This window comes from Acinetobacter sp. YT-02, from assembly GCF_002412355.1.
GTDB classification, from domain to species: domain Bacteria; phylum Pseudomonadota; class Gammaproteobacteria; order Pseudomonadales; family Moraxellaceae; genus Acinetobacter; species Acinetobacter towneri.
In genome coordinates this window covers 17,632-38,305 of sequence record NZ_NOZT01000034.1, presented here as the reverse complement: position 1 = coordinate 38,305, position 20,674 = coordinate 17,632, and the positions used below count along the sequence as shown (strand labels likewise).

The following is a 20,674-nucleotide window of genomic DNA, read 5'->3' as shown; positions in this document are numbered from 1 at the left end:
GTTTCAGGAGTACAACCAATCTTAGGCGCAATTGCTGTGATCGCAGCCCAATTCGATGGATAATCTTTTTCGGATTCAATCAATAATTGAACCGCTCTTTCTCTGATTTCAGGGGTGTATTTTACTTTTTTCATCGGGACATTCTCTCAAGAAAAGTGGTCTCCGACAAACCCGGTACGGTTCAATATCAACGGCAAACTTAAACATTTTAGGATATTAACAGAACGCTATAGAAATAGACGGAAACGATTTGGTCTAAGAATGAATTTAATTGCTGGAATGGTGAATTGGATGCTCTTAAATTAACTTTCGCAAGAGATCTATTATAAGAACGGGTTTTAAATAAAGTGATGGTTAGATCTAGCACTAAAGCAAAATTTTCAAAGAGTAGCTGACTTATCTTGCATTCTTTAGAGATTGCTTTTATTAAAAATCAATGCATCCTAATAAGGAATGTATTTTTTTGTAAGTGAATATATTAGATGTTATAATTTTGAAAAATTTTAAAAGTTTATGTTGATTGTTTTTGTGGGGTTTGGGTGGGCATGATCAGATTACATGTAGCAGACTTAATATGTAGTCAAGGAGATACAACATATTGTGCCTTGGATCATATTCCTGCCATGCAACGCAGACGTCTATCCCCATTAGCAAAACTTTCAATAAATAGTGCTATTGAAGCTTTAAATGGCCATAAAGCAGATTTTATAGTATGGGTGTCTCAGTATGGTGATGAGCATAAAACATTGAAAATTTTAGAAGATGTTTTAAGTGATCAAACTCCATCCCCAACCCAATTTTCAACTTCAGTTCATAATGCGATTTCGGGTTTATATTCTATTTTATGTCAGGATTCTACACCTGCAACTAGTTTGGCAGGAACATGGGCTGATGGGCTAATCGAGGCATATACTTGGCTAAAAACAACAGCTAGCGCTCGGAATGTTTTGGTTGTTTATTACGATGAAGCCTTGCCTGAAATATATATGGAACATCAATCATTTAGCTCTCTTGCAATGGCAGCTCTTATATCATTGGAGTCAGCAAATCTGGTATTGAAATCAAATATCCTTACTGATAATCCTGCTTATGAACAAGCTTTAGCATTTAATAATTTTTGGAAAAATAAAGAACAAACTGAATTTGATATGTGGGAAAAATGCTGAAATTAAATCGGATGAAGCAAAAAGCTAATTATGTATGGCGCATTGGTGCTACAGGATTGAGTTTTGCTAGCTTTGGTTTAGGTGGAATGGCCATTGGCGGTGTTATTGCTCCAATGGTGAAATTGAGTTCACAAGATCCTGATGTACGCAAACAACGTACACAAAAGGTCATTAAATATAGTTTTAAGGGCTTTACTGAAATGATGGTAAAGCTTGGAATTATGACCTATAGCGTGAAAGGTTTGGAAAAACTTCAACAAAGTCAGCAAGAACTAGTAATTGCTAATCATCCAACTCTGATAGATGTAGTTGTATTGATTGGTTTAATGGAGCAAGCAAACTGTGTCGTGAAACAGGCATTGTGGTCAAATCCATTTACTAAAGGACCTGTACAAAATGCAGGTTATATTTTAAATGCGGGTTCTGAACAATTTATTCAAGACTGCGTTCAGAAACTACAGCAAGATAATGCTGCATCATTGTTGATTTTTCCAGAAGGTACACGCACAGCTAAAGGGGAGCAATTAAATGAGTTTCAACGTGGTGCAGCCAATATTGCGTTAAGGGCTGGTGTGCCGATTCGCCCTGTACTTATTACATGTACGCCATCGACACTCACCAAAAACGAAAAATGGCATCACATTCCTGAACGACCTTTTCATATACATGTAAAAGTTTTGGATGCGATCCGAGTGGAGGACGTGCTGGATGATGTAGCAGTTAATCCAAAAAATGTACGTCAATTAAATCAACAATTACAGTGGTTTTTTAACCAAGAGTTATCCGTAAATGAGTAATCTTGCTAATGAGTTAAAGCAAATGATTATTGATGTTCTTGTTCTTGAGGACATCAGTATTGATGATATTGATACAAATGCACCTTTATTTGGTGATGGTTTGGGATTAGATTCAATTGATGCTTTAGAATTAGGTTTGGCTTTAAAAAAGCGCTATGGTATCCATTTGAATGCAGAGTCTGCAGAAACCAAAGAACATTTCAAATCAATTCAAAGCTTAGTTGCTTTAGTTGAAGCACAAAAAACAGCATAAGAGGTTGCTATGCTTACACAAGAAACTGTATTAGAAAAATTACGTGAATGGATGGAAGAATTGTTTGAAATTTCACCTGAGGATGTTCAGTTGGAGTCAAATTTAGCTTCAGATTTAGATGTTGATAGTATTGATGCTATTGATTTGGTTGTAAAGATTAAAGAGTTGACAGGTCGTCAAGTTAATCCAGAAGATTTTAAAAATGTACGTACTGTGCAGGATGTTGTGGTTGTAATTCAGAATATGTCTGCTGCATGAAAAATATTTTAAAAGGGGTAGTTGTGGTTGGATTAACCCTCTATCCTTTTTTTGTAGCTTACGCTTTAACCAATGAGTTGTTCATTTGGGTCAGTGTATTGTTGATCGCTCTTGGATTTCTTCGCTTATTGAGTAAAGGCAATACTTTACTGTGGCCTTTGACAGGGTTTGCTATTTTATGCGGCGCACTTAGCTTAACTCTAAAAGAGCATATATGGTTGAAGTTATATCCTGTTTTTATGAGTTTAGGGGCATTATTCATCTTTGCAGGAACTTTGATTAAACCACCTTCTATGATTGAGCGTTTTGCGCGTTTAGTGGAGCCTGAGTTACCCTCCGAAGGAGTGAGATGGACTTATCAAGTGACAAAGGTTTGGTGTGTTTTTTTTGGCATTAATGCTGTAATTGCACTAATCACAGTTTTCTTTGCTCCTATGGAAATTTGGGTGTTGTATAATGGATTAATTTCTTATTTGTTGATGGGTATTTTGTTAATTGCTGAGTTTATATTGCGTAAACGTCATCAGCAACGACATCAAACAAGGAAGTAGTTTTTTATAATTGCGTTAAGTGAGTTATCTAAGAATACGGATAGCGACTAGAAATACGGTTTAAATTTTATTTTATGTCTTGTCATTTTCAACATTATCTTCATTCCTCTCATGTACTGTGCATACAAGCAGATCTGAGTTTGATATCTTTTCAAGAGTTTTGGTCAGACGTGGCTGAGCAAGCAGCTCAAATTGAACAATTGAAGGAGTCAACATGGGCTCTATGGGAACAAGATAGTTACGATTTTTTAGTGTTGTTGTTTGCTGCATTACAAGCTGGCAAGAGTGTGTTGTTAACTCCTCATCGAGTTAGTGATTTAGAAAATGAATTGGCTTCTCAACAAATTTACTTTTTGAAGCGTCAGCTTCCAACAGCTATTCCAGTTGCTAAACTCCGATTTGATGATGAGTTTTTAAAACAGGCGCAGCTATATTTTTATACCTCTGGTTCGACAGGGCAACCTAAAAAAATTCCACGCACATTAAAACAACTATTCAATGAGGTCTGTGGTTTAGATGCTAGCTTCGATTTACCAGAACAAGCCGTGGCGATTGCTACGGTCAGCCATCAACATATTTATGGCTTACTTTTTAAGTTGTTATGGCCGTTAGCGAGCGGACGTAGTTTCTACCAAAAACAAGTAGCTTTCCCTGAAGACGTAGTTGCTATTCAAAAGAAAATAGCACATCTGAATTTACCAAACTATTTAACTTCTAGTCCTGCTTTATTGAAGCGTTGGACCACAGATGTTTTATTGCAAGATTGCAATATGGTCTATTCTTCAGGTGGAAAGTTGGATGACGGAGTACGTCCTTTTCTGAATTGTCTGGTTACTGAAGTTTTTGGAAGTTCGGAAACAGGAGGGATTGCTCATCGTCGGGAAGATGGTGCTCTATGGACACCTTTTGCTAATGTTGAAATTAAGAGCGCAGAGCAGCAAGAACTAGCTGTAAAAACTAATCATGCTTTTAATCTAGATTGGATTTTGACTGGGGATAAGGTTCAAGTAATAGATGTTGAAGACTCTAAAAGCTCATTCAGATTAATGGGGCGTTTAGATCGTATTGTAAAGCTAGAAGAAAAGCGTTTAAGTTTGGATGCAATTGAAGAAAAAATTGTAGAACTTGATGAAATTCGACAATGTCATGTCTTAGTCCATGAAAAAGAGCATCGTCAAATTTTAGCAGCGGTAGCTGTATTAACTGAAGATGCACGTGATAGATTGAAGCAGGTCGGAAAAGTTACGTTCATTGCGCAGCTAAAAAAGCAGTTGCAAAAAAAGCTAGAAAGCATCGCAATTCCAAGACAGTGGCGTTTCTTAATGCAAATGCCACAAAATTCACAATCAAAACTGAATAAGCAGTATTTAAAGTCTTTATTTCAGCCAATGCGCTTGCCTGTAGTTCTAACACAGCAGTCTTGCGATACATATATTACTTATAGTTTAGAGTTCATACCAGAACTTGAATGCTTTAAGGGCCATTTCCCAAATTTCTCAATTTATCCAGGTGTAGGGCAAATTGGTTTTATTCAATATTTTGCTAAACAGAATTGGGGCGATTTACTGTGGTGTAATGGCTTTGAACAGCTAAAATTTCAAGAGCTTATTCAACCTTATCAAGTGGTGGAGTTGGTATTCAGTCGTAAAGCAAATAAAGTTAGCTTTGAATTAAAAAATGATGAAAAAATATTAGCTTCAGGACGTTTATTATTTGCTGTTACTTCAGAGTCTTAAATTGGGGTAAGGGATATGAAATATTGCTTTGTGGTTCCTGTTTTTAATCACCCTCATCATTTGGCTGCATTATTGTTGCATTTGAGTGTTTTTGAGTTGCCGATCATTATGATTAATGATGGTAGTGACATAGCTTGTACAGAAGTTCTACATCAACTCGCGATGGATTATCCCCTCGTGGATTTGGTAGAACATACTCATAATATGGGGAAAGGACAAGCTGTAATGACTGGCTTAAAACATGCTTTTGAATGTGGTTTTAGTCATGCTTTACAACTTGATGCTGATGGACAACATGATTGGCAGGATGTGGAAAACTTCTTAGAGACCTCGTACAAGCATCCAGAGGCTATGGTTATTGGCCAACCAATATTTGATGAAACTGTACCAAAAAAGCGCTTATATGGTCGATATTTAACGCATATTTGGGTGTGGATTAATAGCCTGTCTTTGGAAATCAAAGACAGTATGTGTGGTTTTCGTATTTATCCTTTGGTCCAAACAGTTCATATTTTGAATACTGCAAAGTTTCAACCGCGGATGGGTTTTGATTCTGAGATTTTGGTACGGTTAAAATGGAAAAATGTTCCTTTTATTAATATACCAACACATGTTATTTATCCAGAAAATGGCATTTCACATTTTGATATTTGGCGTGACAACATCGGTTTGGCACGTGCACATAGCCGATTATTTGGTGGAATGTTGATTCGTTTACCTCAATTGATTTATAAAAAAATCAAAGACTAAGCGAGTCGAACAAGTAAATGCAAAAATGGAGTACAGTCAAAGAGCGGGGTGGTATGTTGCCACTCATGTTGATGCTAGGCTTTTACCGTTTAGGCGGGCGTTGGCTATGTAGAATTGTTTTGTACTTTGTTATTTTGTGGTATTGGCTTTTTTCAAATACTGCTCGTCAAGCATCTTTATTATATTTAAAAAGGTTGCATCACTTTGCAGGTGACAACTCTCCATTTAAAACAGAGCCTCAACTTTGGCATAGCTATAAGCATTTGATGCATTTTGGTGAATGCATTTTAGATAAAATTGAAGGATGGCTTGGGCATATTCCTGAACAGGAATTAAAGTTACATGGTCATGCGCACTTTCGTTCTCATTATCAAAAAGGTGCAGTGATTGTGGTATCCCACTTTGGGAATATTGAATTACTGAGGGCTATTAAAGCAGAACATCCGCAGAAAATTAATGTATTGGTGTATCAAAAGCATGCCACAAAATTTAATGAGTTTTTAAAAAAACTGAATAAACATGCCGATGTTAATCTAGTGTCAGTAGATGAATTAGGTATAGAAACTGCATTGATTCTACAAGATAAGTTAGATCGGGGTGAGTGGATTATTTTAGCTGCAGACCGTGTACCCGTACAATCAGATCGGGTACAGTCTGTTTCTTTTTTGGGTGAAGATGCTTTGTGGCCACAAGGGGCTTGGATACTTGCCAATTTATTGAAAGCACCAGTGTTAGCCGTGTTCTGTTATCGGATAGAGAAACATTTTGAGGTGCATATTCATCAAATGGCTAAGCAATTAACTTGGCCACGTAAAGATCGTTTACAGGCTATGCATCAGACCATTCAGGTATATGTAGAACTATTGGAGCAGCATTGTATACGTGCGCCTTATCAATGGTTTAATTTTTTTAATTTTTGGAATAAAGGGTAATTCTTGTGTTAATTGTTGGGGAAAATCCACTTAGTATTGAAGATGTTGTTGCTATCGCACGTAAAGAAAAACAGGTCAGTTTACCTTCATCTGTAGAATGGATAGCGTTAATTCAACGTGGTGCAGATTTTCTGGATCAACTTTTGCAAGATGAAGGGGTGATTTATGGTGTTACTACAGGCTATGGAGATTCTTGTTTAGTTGGAGTCCCAGCACATCAAGTGCACGAACTTCCATTGCATTTATCGCGTTTTCATGGCTGTGGTATGGGGCAAAATTTAGACCTTATTACGGCACGTGCGGTGTTGACTGTACGTTTGTGCTCGTTGGCGCGAGGTTATTCTGGTGTTTCGCATGCTTTATTACAGCGTTTAGTTTGGATGTTGAATGAAGATGTAATTCCTGTGATTCCATCTGAGGGCTCTGTTGGTGCTAGTGGCGACCTAACACCTTTATCTTACATTGCGGGTGCTGTAGTTGGTGAGCGCGACGTGTACTATCAAGGCAGAATCGTTCCTGTTTCTGAGGTATATGTTGAAAAAGGTGTGCAGCCTTTAGTTATGCGTCCTAAAGAAGGTTTGGCTCTCATGAATGGCACAGCAGTCATGACAGCAATTGCTTGCCTCAACTATAAAAAAGCAGAACAAATATCTTTTGCGAGTACTTTAATTACTGCATTGAATGTTTTGGCTTTAGAGGGGAATCCTAGTCATTTTGATGAGGTGCTTTTTGCTCAAAAGCCACATCAGGGTCAACAGACCATTGCTGCTCAATTACGTGACTGGTTAAACAGTGAGGTACAGACCGCGCATCAAAGTTCACGTTTACAAGACCGTTATTCACTACGTTGTGCACCACATGTAATAGGTGTTTTTGAAGATTCAAAAGTATGGTTACGTCAATTTATTGAAAATGAGTTAAATTCAAGTAATGACAATCCATTGATCGATCCAGTCAACTTACGTGTATTGCATGGTGGTCATTTCTATGGGGGGCATATTGCTCAAGCGATGGACAGTCTAAAAGTCATGATTGCTAATATTGCAGATCTTATGGATCGTCAGTTAGCACAGTTAGTTGATTATAAAATGAATAATGGGCTACCACGTAATTTAACAGGTTCGAGTCTTGAGCGTTTACCATTAAATCATGGCTTTAAAGCAGTACAAATAGGGGTTTCAGCGTGGACTGCAGAAGCATTAAAACAGACTTTGGCTGCATCTATTTTTTCACGCTCTACCGAGTGTCATAACCAAGATAAAGTCAGTATGGGGACTATTGCAGCCCGTGATGCAAGTCGAGTAATTATACTCACTGAGCAAGTAGTTGCAGCATTAAGCTGTGCTGCTATTCAGGCAATTAAATTAAAAAAAATGGATAATGATTTAAGTCCCGTTTTAAATATGTTTCAACAGTGGGTGCTTAAGAGCTTTAACTATGTAGAAGAGGACCGTGCTTTGCAACATGAACTTCAATCATTGGTAAATCGCTTTGAAGACTTAGAGTTGTTGAGCCATATTGTTGTTAAATATTGATAGGACATCACTATGTATGCAGATGTAATAATAGAAGTTCCATTTCATGATGTTGATACTATGCATGTTGTTTGGCATGGACATTATTTGAAATATTTTGAAGTCGCACGCTGTAAATTATTGGATCAATTTAATTATAACTATAATCAAATGCGTGATTCAGGTTATGCGTGGCCAGTAATTGAAAGCCATGTGCGTTATGTTCAAGGTATTGAGTTCGAACAAAAAATTAGAGTGCGTGCAATTTTAAAGGAATGGGAAAATCGACTGAAAATTGAATATTTGATTTTTGACGCAGCTTCGGGAAAAAAACTGACCAAAGGTTATACAACACAAGTGGCGGTACAAATCGAAAAGCGTGAAATGTGTTTTCAGTCTCCCCAAATTCTATTGGATTGCTTAAAAGCATGGTCCGAATTTAAAGCAGAGTAGTACAATTATGACTCGTTATAAGTTTGCCAAGAAGGTCGTTACTTTAAGTTGTATTATGATCTTTCTTGCTCCAACAGCAAAGGCACAGAGTGTTCAAATGAAACAAGTGTTTGAGCAACTGGGTTCAACACCTATTGTACGTGCTCAATTTGAGCAACAAAAAAAGCTAATATCTTTGAATAAAACTTATGTGTCTAAAGGTGTTGTCTTATTTAGTAAAAGTCAAGGTGTGCTATGGCAAATTCAAAGTCCAGTAAAAGCTGATTTGGTTGTGACACCGCATAAGCTAGTACAAAAAACCTTGCGTACATCAAGTCAAATAGAAATAAATAAAACACCGTATGGTTCTGTAGCGACTATGTTTTTGCAATTAATGTCAGGCAATGAGGTAGCATTAAACAAAAACTTTCATGTGGTTTCTGCAAGCTACAGTCCAACGCAGTGGAATGTCAGTTTGACACCTAAAAGTAGTTTATTTAAAAAATTATTTGTACGTGTCGATGCACAAGGTCAACGTTATGTTGATCGTATTCTAATTGAAGAGCAAGCGAGCAATCTTACAATTATTAACTTCAGTCAGCAGACATCTCAACCTCAAACTTTAACGGCTGCTGAAAATGCGCTTTTCCAATTGGCAAAATAAATTAACAGCCCTTTGGCTATGTATTCTATGTGTTATTGCTTTAGCACTAGGAATGGCTTGGTTAAATAAAGGTATTAGTATAGACACTAATATTTTTTCTTTATTGCCAGAGTCACATCAAGATGAAAATTTGAAACATGCACAACAATATATTAATCAGCAGCTAAATGATAAAGTTTTTGTGGTATTGGATGCAAAAAATGATCAGCAGTTAGAGCAGGCAACACAAGTACTTAAAACTCAAGCAAATAAAAGTGGTTTTTTTCATCCTCTCCGCTCACAAGTCGATCCTGATCGCTTTGCTCAAGTGCTATATCAACATAAAACAGGATTACTTTCCAAAACTGATCGGCAGATTTTGCAGGAAAAAGACTATGCTGCATTAATGGAACAAAGTTTATTGCAGTTGATGAGTCCCGGTATGCCAATTACGGCTGACATGCTTAAGCAAGATCCGTTGATGTTGTTTTCACGCTATGTATTAAGTTTAAGTAATTTACAAAATAATACTGATATCAATCTTGAGCAAGGTTTTGCGACCCTGCGTGATGAACATGGTATATCCCGTTTAATAGTGCTCCAACTTAACAATAGTCCTTATAACATTGCCTATCAGGATCAGACCGCAGCCTTTATTCAAAATATGAATCAGCAGTTTATCCAATTGCAGGTTAAGCCACATTGGACGGGGACATTGTTGTTTGCACAGTTTGGGACTTTTTCTGCCAAAGAGGAAATATCGACTATTGGGGTTGGGTCAACGATTGGTATTTTACTTTTAGTTTGGTTTGGCTTCCGTTCACTACGTCCAATGCTGACTGAAATGGTTGCAGTTGGGGCAGGTTGTTTAGTGGCTTTTGCTGTGACTTATTGGATTTTTGGTGAAATACATCTGATGACTTTGGTCTTCGGGGCAAGTCTAATAGGGGTTTGTGTTGATTTTTCATTTTACTTTATGGCAATGCAATCTCAGCACAGAATGATGAATGGATTTGATGTGCTTAAACCTTTATTGCCTAGTTTGTTTGTTGGACTCATGACAACACTTCTGGCTTATGTGGTACTTAGTTTTACACCTTTCCCTGGTTTTAAGCAGATTGCAGTTTTTTCAATGGTTGGGCTGAGTTCAGCATGGATTACCAGTATTTTATTACTTCCACGCTTGCCTGCATTAAATGCTGAACCTGCCATCCGCAGATTAAGTTTTATAGGTAAAGTGCGTAGCTACGTGCAACTTCATAAGACTCTACGTCATACCTTGATTTTATTGATTGTATTCGTGACGGGTACTAGTTTATTTTTTCTAAAAAGTAATGATGATATTCGCAATTTACAAAGTATGGATGTAGCGCTCAAGCAGGAAGATCAATATGTCCGTTCTCGTTTTATGCAACAACAAAGCAGTGATTATTTTGTAATACAAGGTCGAACCTCTGCAGAGGTCGAACAACGTGAACAAGAGTTGTTGGTAAAACTAACAAGTTTACAGGAAACAGGGAAATTAGGTGGTGTGCAAGCTTTGGGTCAATGGATACCTTCACTTGAACTGCAGAAGCAGAATATTGCGATGCTAAAGGAAATTCCGAAGCCTATATTGAGTGAGTATGTCCAGGCGTTGCAACTAAACATTGAAGACGTTTTGAATTGGCAGGCAGGCTTGTATGAGCGACCAATATTAACAGCGGCTTCTTTTAAGGATCATCCACTTTATTTTTTGCAAATGAGTTCAACACAACGTTTAGTCATGCTCGAAAACATACATGATATAAATGCATTGCAGCAATTAACAAATACTAATATAAAGTTACTGCGTCCAGTCAATCAATTATCTGAACTATTTAAGCAACATCGAGAGCATGCGCAGTCATTACTAATTAGTGCTTTGATGATTCTAGCTATTGGTTTAGGAATACTTTACGGTAAAAAATCCATCCTTCCTTTGATATTACCTGTCAGCATGGCACTTATGACAACCTTTGCAATCCAAGCATGGATGGGTATTGAAATTAATTTGTTTAGTATTATGGGAACTTTCCTAATTATTGGGATTGGGGTGGATTATGCAATTTTTTATCATCATGGGCACGACCATCCACAGGTCGTAGGTATGGCCTTATTTTTGTGCATGATGTCTACATTTTTTGGATTTGGCTTGCTTTCTTTTAGTCATACCTATGCTATTCATAGTTTTGGGCTAACAGTTTTACTCGGTGTTATTTTTTCATTTATTTATGCAACACTTTTTACATCATCCGATGTAAAGCATGTTGTGGTTCAGCAATATCAGCCAAAGAGTTGAGTTAAAGGGTACAGTGCAATGAGCACAATGCAATATACAGATGTTTTAATCATTGGTGCGGGGCCGTCAGGTAGTTCAGCGGCAGCTTTACTTTGTCAAAAAGGCTATCAAGTCACAGTAATTGAAAAGCAATATTTTCCTCGTTTTTCCATAGGTGAGTCTTTATTGCCTCAATGTATGGTTTTTTTGGAAGAAGCTGGCTTGTTAGACACGATTCATGCACATGTTGATGAATATGCTTTCCAGTTCAAAAATGGTGCTGCTTTTTTAAAAGGAAAGCAGCGTAACTTTTATGATTTTACTCAAAAGTTTAGTGAAGGCCCAGGTACAACGTGGCAGATACGCCGTGCTAACTTTGACCATCTTTTGGCACAGCAAGCAGCTAACATGGGGACAGATGTTCGCTATGGTCATGAAGTACTAGGGGTAGATGTTGTATCTGAACAGCCAATTTTGACTGTGAAAGATGAGCAAGACAATAGTTACCAAATTCAAGGAAAATTTTTATTGGATGCGAGCGGTTTCGGTCGAATTTTACCGAAATTCTTGGATTTGGAAAGTCCATCAGATTTTCCTGTGCGTCGTGCTGTATTTACCCATATTGAAGATGGCTTACAAGATGATCCAGAATTTGATCGGGAGAAAATATTAATCACTGTACATGAAAAAGATCATCGTGCTTGGTATTGGTTGATTCCCTTTGCAGATGGACGCGCATCATTTGGTGTGGTAGCAGAGGAAGATTTTTTTGAAAAATATGGTTATGACGGTAGTGTAGATTATGATTTAGAGGCTTTACAGAAGCGCATTTTGGCAGATGATCCTAGTTTGTCACATGTATTACGTAATGCTAAGCATGACACTCCTATGCGAACTTTAGTTGGCTACTCGGCAGATGTTAAACATTTGGCATCACATAACTATGCACTTTTGGGCAATGCAGGTGAGTTTTTAGACCCTGTATTTTCATCAGGTGTAACGATTGCGTTGAAATCATCGAGCTTAGCCATTCCTTTGGTAGATCGAGTTCTTCAAGGACAGTCAGTTGATTGGATGGAGGAGTATGAAAAGCCGTTACGCAAAGGCATTCAAGTTTTTCGTGCTTATGTTGAGTCATGGTATTCAGGTGAATTCCAGGATGTAGTTTTTTCGACCCATCAAGATGAAAAGATCCGTCGTATGATTTCTTCATTGTTAGCAGGTTATGCGTGGGATGAGAGTAACCCAATTCATCGTAATGCTAAGCAACGTCTGAGTACTTTGGCTGAATATTGCCGAGAAGAGAAAGCAACCAAGAGCTGTTGATGGATGAAATCTAAGTTACGTTTTAATGTCATTAGCTTGATTTTAGCTAGCTCTTTATTGTTTAGTGCTTGTCAAACATGGATTCCTAAAGCTCAAGGACTAGTAACCCAACAGTGGGGCGAACGAAACTTTCAGCGACAAGATCAAATGGAGGTACATTGGAGACAGCAAGGTTTTAGCTTTTTAATGTATCAAGAACAGAAAGGGCAGACTCTTGAAATGTTGGCACTCAGCCTGACAGGACAGCAATTGTTTAAACTTAATTTTGATGGTCAAAAAGTTAAGGTTGAGCAACGTATTGAGCAATTGAGATTCTTACCTTTTGATTATGTAGTGCGGGATATTTTATATGCAACATATCCCAACTTTATATCGCTGCATGTCGGGAAAACTACTGTCTTGCAAAAGGAAGGCATAATTTATATTCAGCAACAACCTGTCTTAAAAATAGATCATCAAGAGGGAGTTATTGAACTGGAAAACCTACAAGTACCTTATCAGATGGTAATTAGTACGGTTAATAATACATTGGAAGCTGATTCAGGCGGTAATGATGACTAAAAAAATGCAGCACTCTTCAGCTGTCGGAATTCAATGCAGTGTGGCGTTGTCTGCTTTGGGGCAGAGTGTAGATAATATTCGACGTACTTTGACTTCTGAAGAAAACTCTTTGTCCTTACGTGATGATTTAATTGCAGGGCGTAAAGTTTGGGTTGGGGCGTATAATCATCCTTTGATTCAAGAAGTACCAGAGGATTTGAGTGGGGCAGACTCACGCAATTTACGTTTTGCATTAACAGCTTTAATGCGAATTGAAGCAGAAGTTCACAATTATACAGCACAGTTCCCAAAACATCGTTTGGCTGTAATTATCGGCACATCTACATCTGGTGTTGCTGACAATGAGCCTGTATTAAAAGCATGTTTTCAGAAAAAAATATTACAAGGTGTTTGGCATAAAAAGCAGGAAATGGGTTGTCTAGCAAAGGCATTACAGCAATATTTAGGCTGGAGTGGGCCTGCATATACTATCTCAACAGCATGTTCTTCCGCTGCAAAAGCTATGGCAGCAGGTCAACGAATGCTCAATGCAAATTTAGTTGATGCTGTACTAGTGGGTGGAGTGGATACTTTATGTAAATTAACTTTAAATGGTTTTGATAGCTTAGAGAGTCTTTCTACTGATATTTGTCAGCCCTGTGGAGCTAGCCGAGATGGCATTAATATAGGTGAGGCGGCGGGATTATTTTTACTCTCTAAAGAGTCTGCTCCTGTCTGTTTGTTGTCGACTGGAGAGTCGATGGATGCATGGCATATTTCTGCCCCACATCCAGAAGGATTGGGTGCAATAGAAGCAATGAGAAAAGCTTTAGAGGGGGCTGGACTTCATTCGAGTGATATTGATTATCTAAATTTGCATGGGACATCTACGCCACAAAATGATTCGATGGAAATTAAAGCTGTTCAAGCTGTATTTGCGGATCAACAAGTGGCATTGAGTAGCACCAAGCATAAGACAGGGCATTGTTTGGGGGCGGCTGGTGCAATTGAGGCATTTATTTGTCAGCAAGTTTTGTTAGATCAAGCATGGTTACCTTTACATCATTCTGGAGAGTTAGACTTTGAATTGATCACGAAAAACTATGTACGAAATAGCCATTTAGAAGCACCAATTCGGTATGTAATGAGTAATTCATTTGCTTTTGGTGGTAGCAATATCAGTTTAATTATGGGAACAGTTTCACCATGATGGATGCTATTACGTTTATTCCGCATGAAAAGCCAATGGTTTTTGTGAGTCATCTAATTGAGGTAAATGATATATTTGCAATTGCTGAGCTTAGAATCACTCCTGATTTAATGTTTTTTGAAGAAAAGGGCTTACCAACATGGAGCAGTATTGAATTGATGGCGCAGACCATTAGTGCTTATGCTGGTTATAAAGGACAAAGCAAGGGCATGCTTCCGAAAATTGGTTTTTTATTAGGGACACGAAAAATCCAATTTCCATGTGCTTTTTTTACTGAGGGGACAACAGTAAGAATTCGTGTGGAACAAAGTTATCTGCATGAGGGTTTGGGGCAGTTTAATTGTGAAATTGAATATCAAGAGTATAAGTTCAGTGCCATGCTTAGTGTGTTTGAGCCTGAAAATATAAATGAAATTAGTGGGAAACTAGTGTGAAAAGACGAATTTTAGTAACGGGTTCTAGTCGTGGAATTGGTAAGGCAATTGCTTTGGAATTAGCAAAAGCAGGTTTTGATGTAACAGTACATGCGCGTTCAAGACAAGCAGAAGCTGAAGCGGTGGTGAAGGAAATCCAAGAAATTGGACAAGCTAGCCATGTATTAATGTTTGATGTAAATGATCGTGAACATATAGCAGAAGTTTTGGAACAAGATATCGCGAAGCATGGTGCTTTTTATGGTGTCGTTGTAAATGCGGGGCTTACAAGAGATGGGGCTTTCCCTGCATTAACCGATGATGACTGGGATCAAGTGGTTTCAACTTCATTAAATGGTTTTTATAATGTACTTAAACCTTTGATTATGCCAATGATTCGTTTAAAGAAAGGTGGGCGTATTGTGACCTTGTCTTCTGTATCGGGGATTATGGGGAATCGTGGTCAAGTTAATTATAGTGCTGCTAAAGCAGGGTTAATTGGTGCAACTAAAGCTTTAGCTTTAGAATTGGCAAAAAGAAAAATAACAGTGAATTGTGTTGCTCCAGGCTTGATTGAAACAGAAATGGTAACAGAAGAAGTAACAGAACATGCTTTGAAAATGATTCCATTGCAACGTATGGGTCGGGTAGAGGAAGTTGCTAAAGCGGTTAAGTTTTTATGCAGTGATGATGCAAGTTACATCACACGCCAAGTAATTTCAATCAATGGAGGCCTGATTTGATGAAACGCGTTGTGGTTACAGGTATGTCAGGGATTACCTCTTTAGGAGAATCAGCAGACCAAGTTTTTGAACAATTTGCACAAGGTAGAAGTGGCATTCGCTATATGCCAGACTGGGAAATCTATACAGATTTACGGAGTAAATTGGCAGGTCCAGTTGAGTCTTTTACAGTGCCAAAGCATTTTAATCGAAAAGTTACCAGAGGCATGGGGCGGGTTGCTTTAATGTCAGTAGTGTGTGCAGAAAAAGCATTAAAGAATGCTGGTTTACTCAATGCAAATATATTGAAAAACGGTGAAGCTGGAGTAGCATTTGGCTCATCTGCAGGTAGTGTAGATGCTGTGCGCGAATTTGGTTCTATGTTACTTGATCACAATATGAGTCAGCTTAATGCAACAACTTATATTCGTATGATGTCTCATACTAGTGCGGTCAATATGACGATCTATTTTGGCTTAAAAGGTTTAACCCTGCCAACTTCTAGTGCTTGCACTTCAGGCTCTATGGCAATTGGGCAGGCTTATGAAGCCATTAAATATGGTAAACAAACGGTGATGATTGCAGGTGGAGCAGAGGAACTTAGTGCAGCGGGTTCAGCTGTGTTTGATGTGCTTTTAGCAACCAGTATGAAAAACAGTCAGCCTGAAGCTACACCACGTCCTTTTGACAGTGATCGTGATGGCTTAGTGGTCGGGGAAGGGGCTGGGTGTTTAATATTGGAAGAATATGAACATGCTAAAGCACGTGGTGCAACCATTTACGCAGAAGTTTTAGGTTATGGTAGTAACACTGATGGTCAGCATGTAACTCGACCTGATTCTGAAATGATGGGGCATTGTATGGGCTTAGCACTCAAAGATGCTCATGTTTCTGCTGAAGATATTGATTATGTATGTGCGCATGGTACATCAACAGATCAAGGTGATATTGCTGAAACTCAGGCTACCTTACGTATTTTAGGAAAAAAACCAATTAGCTCGTTAAAAAGTTATTTTGGTCATACTTTAGGAGCCTGTGGTGCGATTGAGGCATGGCTTAGTATTGAGATGATGCAACGTGAACAGTTTATCCCTACTTTGAATTTGGATAGTGTTGATCCATCTTGTGCAGAATTGGACTATATTCGTGGGGAAATACGAAATATGCCTGCTGAAATAATTATGAGTAATAACTTTGCCTTTGGTGGGATTAATACTTCATTGATTTTTAAAAATTTTAAGGTCTAGATGATATATAGAGGGAATATGAATCTTAAAAAACACTTGGTTATATTAGCCATTGTAAGCACATTAAGTTTAACTGCTTGTAGTACAGTGAAAATTTCTGACTATCCACAACGCCAATACAATGTACCTGAAAACGTTACAACTAAAGATGTGTTAAATAATATTAAACAAGCCATTACGCAACAAGCACGTGTGGGGTGGGTCGTAGAACAGTCTGACTCGAGTAAAGTCATTGCTGGTTTGACGCGTCGAAGTCACTATTTACAAGTAACCTACAGTATTAATGGACAACAAGTATCTTCTCAGATAACGAGTAGTCGTAATCTAGATCAAAAAGGAAATAAAATCCATAAAAATGCCATGAGTTGGAAAATGCGTTTGGATAATTCAGTTTTTATACAATTATCAAAGTCTTTAAATTAACTTTTTAAGAGGGTGGAATGATGAATATTAAACAATTGGTTTTAGCGAGTGTGCTTGGTTTTGGTAGCTTTACGGCTGTCCAAGCAGCAGATCAAATGCATGATTTTGACTTTAAGGAGGCGGTTAATCGTGCTGTTGCTGATGGAGTTCTTGACGGCTCAGTTAAATTTTATCTAGCGGGAACTAAATCAGGGGGACGTGTTATTGAACGTGGTTTGGTAACGAATAAGAAAACCAATGGTTTTGCTAAATCAGCTGAATCTTCATGTGATCATGTATTAAGATCAGCCCTAATTCAATTCGAGAAAACCGCAAAAGTGCGTGGTGCAAATGCTGTAACAAATTTGGTGAGTTATTATAAAGCTAATGAGACCAAAAGTACTAAAACTTATCAATGTGCTAAAGGCACAGCAATTGCAGGCGTCGCATTAAAAGGTGATCTTGTAAAATTTTAATTTAAATAGACGTTATAAAAAGCCCTCAATATGAATAATTGTGGGCTTTAAAATATTACTTTAACTAATATTTTGACATTAATAATTATATGATTTTAAAGGGTATTGATGTGAAGAAAATTATTCAGGCTTCTTTAATAGCTTCGACTATAACTTTGGTGGGTTGTGCAACTCCTCTTATTGCTCCAGATATTATTGCGAATGTAAAAAAAGTTGAAAGTCCATATTTGAAAAATTCAAGCCTAGTTGAAGTGGATATTGATCCTAAAATTAACAATAGAGAAAAAATTGATATAAAAGTCAAAGATTCTTTAGAGTTAGCATTAAAAAACTCGAATATTTTTGGTACAGATGCTCAACATCCATACAAAATTACTGCTCAAGTACTTGTTGCAAGTCAGGCGGCTGTAAGCTTTGGTAATTTTGAAGGTAAGTTAGGAATTAAGTACACTGTATTTGATGATAAGGGCCAACAAATTTTCCAAGATACTATCAATACGATAGCCGGTAGTGACTTAAATCCATTAGCTCCTGGTGTTGCTCGGCATACACGTTCACGTGCTAGAAATATTGCCCTTAATGTGAATGAGTTTGTAGGCAAACTTGAAACTGTTCTAAGAAAATAAAGTACTTAAACTGAACCCTGCTTAACCTTTAATTCAATCATAAAATTAATGGCTTAAGCAGGATTCGAGTTATATCAATTCTAAGATTTGAAAAATAATCCTAACATTGAATTCGATATGCACTAGATAACTTCTATCTTTATTTTTGGCGAAAGCGTAATCAACTAAATTCTCTGCCACATTTTTTGCCACATAAGTTTAAATTCTAATCAAACAGTACAGAAAAGGGATTGCATAAGCCTTTGATTACGTCTAATATTCGTTTCGTAGCGTAGCAAGGCGCTACTGGCAAAAGGTTCGAATCCTTGATCCTCTGCCAAATTAAAATCCAACAACTCAGTTGGTACCCGATGTTGGGGACGTGGCGAAATTGGTAGACGCACTGGATTTAGGTTCCAGCGCCGCGAGGTGTGAGAGTTCGAGTCTCTCCGTCCCCACCATACATTAAAGAGCAAGGCAATGACCTTGCTTTTTTATTGCCTGTTATTTTAGCTTTAAAGCATTGTATCTCTTTGACAGGCCTTAGATTTATTTCAAGATTTAAAATTCAGCATAAAAAAAGCCCATAAACAGGTTATGGGCAAGATCATCTTTGAATATTGATGAAATACGATTTGAATTTTTATTTTTGCATCCTATCAAGTTCAACCGTTATCGCATACTTATCTGTATTGTATCAGTATTTATGCTTTTAAATGGTCTTCAAATTCCTCGCCTAATTTCATTGCTAAAGCATTACCAGAAAGCTCGCAAGTGACCAAACCATACTCTTTTTGAAAGCTAAATGTGAAACCGTGACCATCCGCCAAATTTTTGACTGAATAACCTAATTTTTCTAACCAAATACGAAACGCAATTAAATTTTTTGCTTTAACAACTTTTTTCACGAGAGAACTCCTATCCATTCATTTAATTATTAATAGGGATATTTCCCAAATTTTTAAAGGGCAGAAATGTATTTCTTTGACATTTTTTTCACTAATTTTTAGAAATCTAAAGTCTTTTTAAGCAAATAGAATATTTTAAAAGAATTATTGTGGATTAAGTTGTTGATATATATTGTTTTAATGGGTGTGGTGTAATTGGTTTTAAGGTCTTAAATGTATTGCCAAAAGATGACTTAGAAATATTTTGTTAATGATTTTTAATTTTAGGCTGTATTTATTTTCAGCATTAACACATAAAGATTATCCATTTTTTATGCCAAGCTTTAATTTAATGCAATGGATATTAGTATGGAGCATGTCGGTACCTAATAGACATTAGCTTATACTATGGTTGAGTTTGAAGATTTGGGAAATAGACATGACCGCACAAACAATTCAACAGCAGGTGGAGTGCATGGTGAAGCAGATGCAAAATCAAGGACTAGAGCCTGTTGCTGTGATGCTCGGGCATGAAGATTGGTTACTGTTTTCCTCACAATCCAAAGTGGATTATACGCCTTTTGGCAGCGCACGCCGTTATCAGCCTGCATTGTCCAATTTGCTGTTGGTGCGGGTCGATGAAATGAATGCTGTGCGTGTGGTGACGCAAACTCAATTAGATGAGTTTGCTGCCAGTAATCAGATTTTATAATCCGAGAGAAATATCAGATGCTTTATGATCAAAGCATCAATTTAAAAGTTGTCTTTGAGTTCACGTAATTTCTGAAATTCTTCGACACTTTCGGCTCTTAAAAATGGATTGGTTTCCAGTTCTAGTTCGATGCTGCTTGGCAAAGTGGGTTTATTAAGCATGCGTAAACTTTCAATTTGTTGATAACGCTCTTGAATGGCAGCATTGTCGGGTTCTACATGCAGTGCAAATTGTGCATTCGCCAATGTATATTCATGGGTGCAATATACTCGGGTACGCGGAGGCAGCGCTGCCAAGCGGTTTAAAGATTGATACATTTGCAAATATGTACCTTCAAAAACACGCCCACAGCCCATCGCAAATAAAGTGTCGCCACAGAACAATACATCCAACGCATCTATAAAATACACAATATGCCCCAAAGTATGTCCCGGAACGGCAATAACATCGACCTGTAAATCATGAAAATTGATATGGTCTTGGTTTTGTAAAGGATGCGTGATAAACGGAATTTTGCTCAATTCTTCACGTGGCCCATAAACAGGTAAATTACGTTCTGCAATGAGTTCAGGCACACCGCCAATATGATCTTGATGCCAATGCGTCAACCAAATTTGCGCGATCTCTAAACCATGATTTTGGCAAAAATCTTCAACAGGTTTGGCATCGGTAGGGTCAACCACCACCACTTGTTTGCTGGCACAATGTTCAAGCAACCAAATATAGTTTTGTGATGGTTTTTGCGCATCAATAAGATGGACTTGGTAGTGCATGCTCAATTCCTGAAACTTAATCGCTTGTGG

General features: G+C 37.6%; 24 protein-coding genes, 1 tRNA gene and 2 pseudogenes. 24 read left to right on the top strand and 3 right to left on the bottom strand.

All coding sequences use genetic code 11. From position 1 onward, the window contains the following. Positions 1-134, bottom strand: a pseudogene (locus CF596_RS09700) (IS3 family transposase); the annotation flags it as partial. Between the two features lie 49 nt (positions 135-183). On the opposite strand from CF596_RS09700, the pseudogene CF596_RS09690 reads away from it, so the two are divergent. The 23 genes and pseudogenes from CF596_RS09690 to CF596_RS09580 form a co-directional block, all read left to right on the top strand. Beyond that, positions 184-306 (top strand): annotated as a pseudogene (locus CF596_RS09690) (IS5/IS1182 family transposase); the annotation flags it as partial. Between the two features lie 239 nt (positions 307-545). Continuing rightward, a complete protein-coding gene (locus CF596_RS09685) occupies positions 546-1,166 on the top strand; it encodes a beta-ketoacyl synthase chain length factor (protein WP_096902312.1) in 621 nt (206 codons plus the stop codon). Beyond that, positions 1,160-1,963: a lysophospholipid acyltransferase family protein gene (locus CF596_RS09680; RefSeq protein ID WP_096902311.1), complete on the top strand. Its 804-nt coding sequence runs from the start codon at positions 1,160-1,162 to the stop codon at positions 1,961-1,963. Before CF596_RS09685 ends, CF596_RS09680 begins: the two co-directional genes overlap by 7 nt. After that, complete coding sequence (locus CF596_RS09675) at positions 1,956-2,216, top strand: phosphopantetheine-binding protein (RefSeq protein ID WP_019836268.1); 261 nt, start codon at positions 1,956-1,958, stop codon at positions 2,214-2,216. The genes CF596_RS09680 and CF596_RS09675 overlap by 8 nt, the downstream gene beginning before the upstream one ends. A gap of 9 nt (positions 2,217-2,225) precedes the next feature. Then, positions 2,226-2,474 (top strand): acyl carrier protein, encoded by a 249-nt coding sequence (locus tag CF596_RS09670; protein WP_019836267.1) that lies wholly within the window; start codon positions 2,226-2,228, stop codon positions 2,472-2,474. After that, positions 2,471-3,025 carry a hypothetical protein gene (locus CF596_RS09665; RefSeq protein WP_019836266.1) on the top strand — a complete coding sequence of 185 codons (555 nt, stop codon included), beginning with the start codon at positions 2,471-2,473 and terminating at the stop codon, positions 3,023-3,025. The genes CF596_RS09670 and CF596_RS09665 overlap by 4 nt, the downstream gene beginning before the upstream one ends. 74 nt (positions 3,026-3,099) lie before the next feature. Then, positions 3,100-4,761: an AMP-binding protein gene (locus tag CF596_RS09660; protein ID WP_096902310.1), complete on the top strand. Its 1,662-nt coding sequence runs from the start codon at positions 3,100-3,102 to the stop codon at positions 4,759-4,761. 15 nt (positions 4,762-4,776) lie between these two features. Then, positions 4,777-5,511: a glycosyltransferase family 2 protein gene (locus CF596_RS09655; protein ID WP_096902309.1), complete on the top strand. Its 735-nt coding sequence runs from the start codon at positions 4,777-4,779 to the stop codon at positions 5,509-5,511. A 17-nt stretch (positions 5,512-5,528) separates the two neighbouring features. Then, entirely contained in the window at positions 5,529-6,443 is a 915-nt protein-coding gene (locus CF596_RS09650) for an acyltransferase (RefSeq protein ID WP_096902308.1), read from the top strand. Further along, positions 6,443-7,978, top strand: a complete 1,536-nt coding sequence (locus CF596_RS09645; RefSeq protein WP_096902307.1) for an aromatic amino acid ammonia-lyase — start codon at positions 6,443-6,445, stop codon at positions 7,976-7,978. The genes CF596_RS09650 and CF596_RS09645 overlap by 1 nt, the downstream gene beginning before the upstream one ends. Before the next feature lie 12 nt (positions 7,979-7,990). Then, positions 7,991-8,410, top strand: coding sequence for an acyl-CoA thioesterase (locus tag CF596_RS09640; RefSeq protein WP_096902306.1), 420 nt, complete (start codon positions 7,991-7,993; stop codon positions 8,408-8,410). Between the two features lie 55 nt (positions 8,411-8,465). Beyond that, positions 8,466-9,053 carry an outer membrane lipoprotein carrier protein LolA gene (locus CF596_RS09635; protein WP_242439148.1) on the top strand — a complete coding sequence of 196 codons (588 nt, stop codon included), beginning with the start codon at positions 8,466-8,468 and terminating at the stop codon, positions 9,051-9,053. Then, positions 9,028-11,352: a hypothetical protein gene (locus CF596_RS09630; RefSeq protein ID WP_096902304.1), complete on the top strand. Its 2,325-nt coding sequence runs from the start codon at positions 9,028-9,030 to the stop codon at positions 11,350-11,352. Before CF596_RS09635 ends, CF596_RS09630 begins: the two co-directional genes overlap by 26 nt. Before the next feature lie 18 nt (positions 11,353-11,370). Then, complete coding sequence (locus CF596_RS09625) at positions 11,371-12,657, top strand: NAD(P)/FAD-dependent oxidoreductase (protein ID WP_096902303.1); 1,287 nt, start codon at positions 11,371-11,373, stop codon at positions 12,655-12,657. A 3-nt stretch (positions 12,658-12,660) separates the two neighbouring features. Next, positions 12,661-13,218: a DUF3261 domain-containing protein gene (locus tag CF596_RS09620; RefSeq protein ID WP_096902302.1), complete on the top strand. Its 558-nt coding sequence runs from the start codon at positions 12,661-12,663 to the stop codon at positions 13,216-13,218. Next, the gene (locus CF596_RS09615; RefSeq protein WP_096902301.1) at positions 13,211-14,407 is read left to right on the top strand and encodes a beta-ketoacyl-[acyl-carrier-protein] synthase family protein; all 1,197 of its coding nucleotides are present in this window, start codon (positions 13,211-13,213) and stop codon (positions 14,405-14,407) included. Before CF596_RS09620 ends, CF596_RS09615 begins: the two co-directional genes overlap by 8 nt. Then, positions 14,404-14,841 (top strand): 3-hydroxylacyl-ACP dehydratase, encoded by a 438-nt coding sequence (locus CF596_RS09610; protein WP_019836255.1) that lies wholly within the window; start codon positions 14,404-14,406, stop codon positions 14,839-14,841. Before CF596_RS09615 ends, CF596_RS09610 begins: the two co-directional genes overlap by 4 nt. Beyond that, positions 14,838-15,563, top strand: a complete 726-nt coding sequence (locus CF596_RS09605; protein ID WP_096902300.1) for a 3-ketoacyl-ACP reductase FabG2 — start codon at positions 14,838-14,840, stop codon at positions 15,561-15,563. Before CF596_RS09610 ends, CF596_RS09605 begins: the two co-directional genes overlap by 4 nt. After that, positions 15,563-16,789, top strand: a complete 1,227-nt coding sequence (locus CF596_RS09600; RefSeq protein ID WP_096902299.1) for a beta-ketoacyl-ACP synthase — start codon at positions 15,563-15,565, stop codon at positions 16,787-16,789. The genes CF596_RS09605 and CF596_RS09600 overlap by 1 nt, the downstream gene beginning before the upstream one ends. Positions 16,790-16,807: 18 nt before the next feature. Then, positions 16,808-17,212, top strand: coding sequence for a hypothetical protein (locus tag CF596_RS09595; RefSeq protein WP_096902298.1), 405 nt, complete (start codon positions 16,808-16,810; stop codon positions 17,210-17,212). A gap of 20 nt (positions 17,213-17,232) precedes the next feature. Then, positions 17,233-17,667, top strand: coding sequence for an excinuclease (locus CF596_RS09590; RefSeq protein WP_096902297.1), 435 nt, complete (start codon positions 17,233-17,235; stop codon positions 17,665-17,667). 110 nt (positions 17,668-17,777) lie between these two features. Further along, positions 17,778-18,293 (top strand): hypothetical protein, encoded by a 516-nt coding sequence (locus CF596_RS09585; RefSeq protein WP_143228681.1) that lies wholly within the window; start codon positions 17,778-17,780, stop codon positions 18,291-18,293. A 355-nt stretch (positions 18,294-18,648) separates the two neighbouring features. Then, positions 18,649-18,733 (top strand) — tRNA-Leu (locus tag CF596_RS09580). 243 nt (positions 18,734-18,976) lie between these two features. Here the strand turns inward: CF596_RS09580 and CF596_RS09575 are convergent. After that, positions 18,977-19,180 (bottom strand): hypothetical protein, encoded by a 204-nt coding sequence (locus CF596_RS09575; RefSeq protein WP_004971452.1) that lies wholly within the window; start codon positions 19,178-19,180, stop codon positions 18,977-18,979. Between the two features lie 418 nt (positions 19,181-19,598). On the opposite strand from CF596_RS09575, the gene CF596_RS09570 reads away from it, so the two are divergent. Further along, positions 19,599-19,871, top strand: a complete 273-nt coding sequence (locus CF596_RS09570) for a hypothetical protein (RefSeq protein WP_096902295.1) — start codon at positions 19,599-19,601, stop codon at positions 19,869-19,871. Between the two features lie 41 nt (positions 19,872-19,912). Here CF596_RS09570 and gloB read toward each other — a convergent pair whose 3' ends face one another. Continuing rightward, positions 19,913-20,644 carry a hydroxyacylglutathione hydrolase gene (gene gloB / locus CF596_RS09565; protein WP_004971449.1) on the bottom strand — a complete coding sequence of 244 codons (732 nt, stop codon included), beginning with the start codon at positions 20,642-20,644 and terminating at the stop codon, positions 19,913-19,915. Positions 20,645-20,674: the final 30 nt, after the last annotated feature.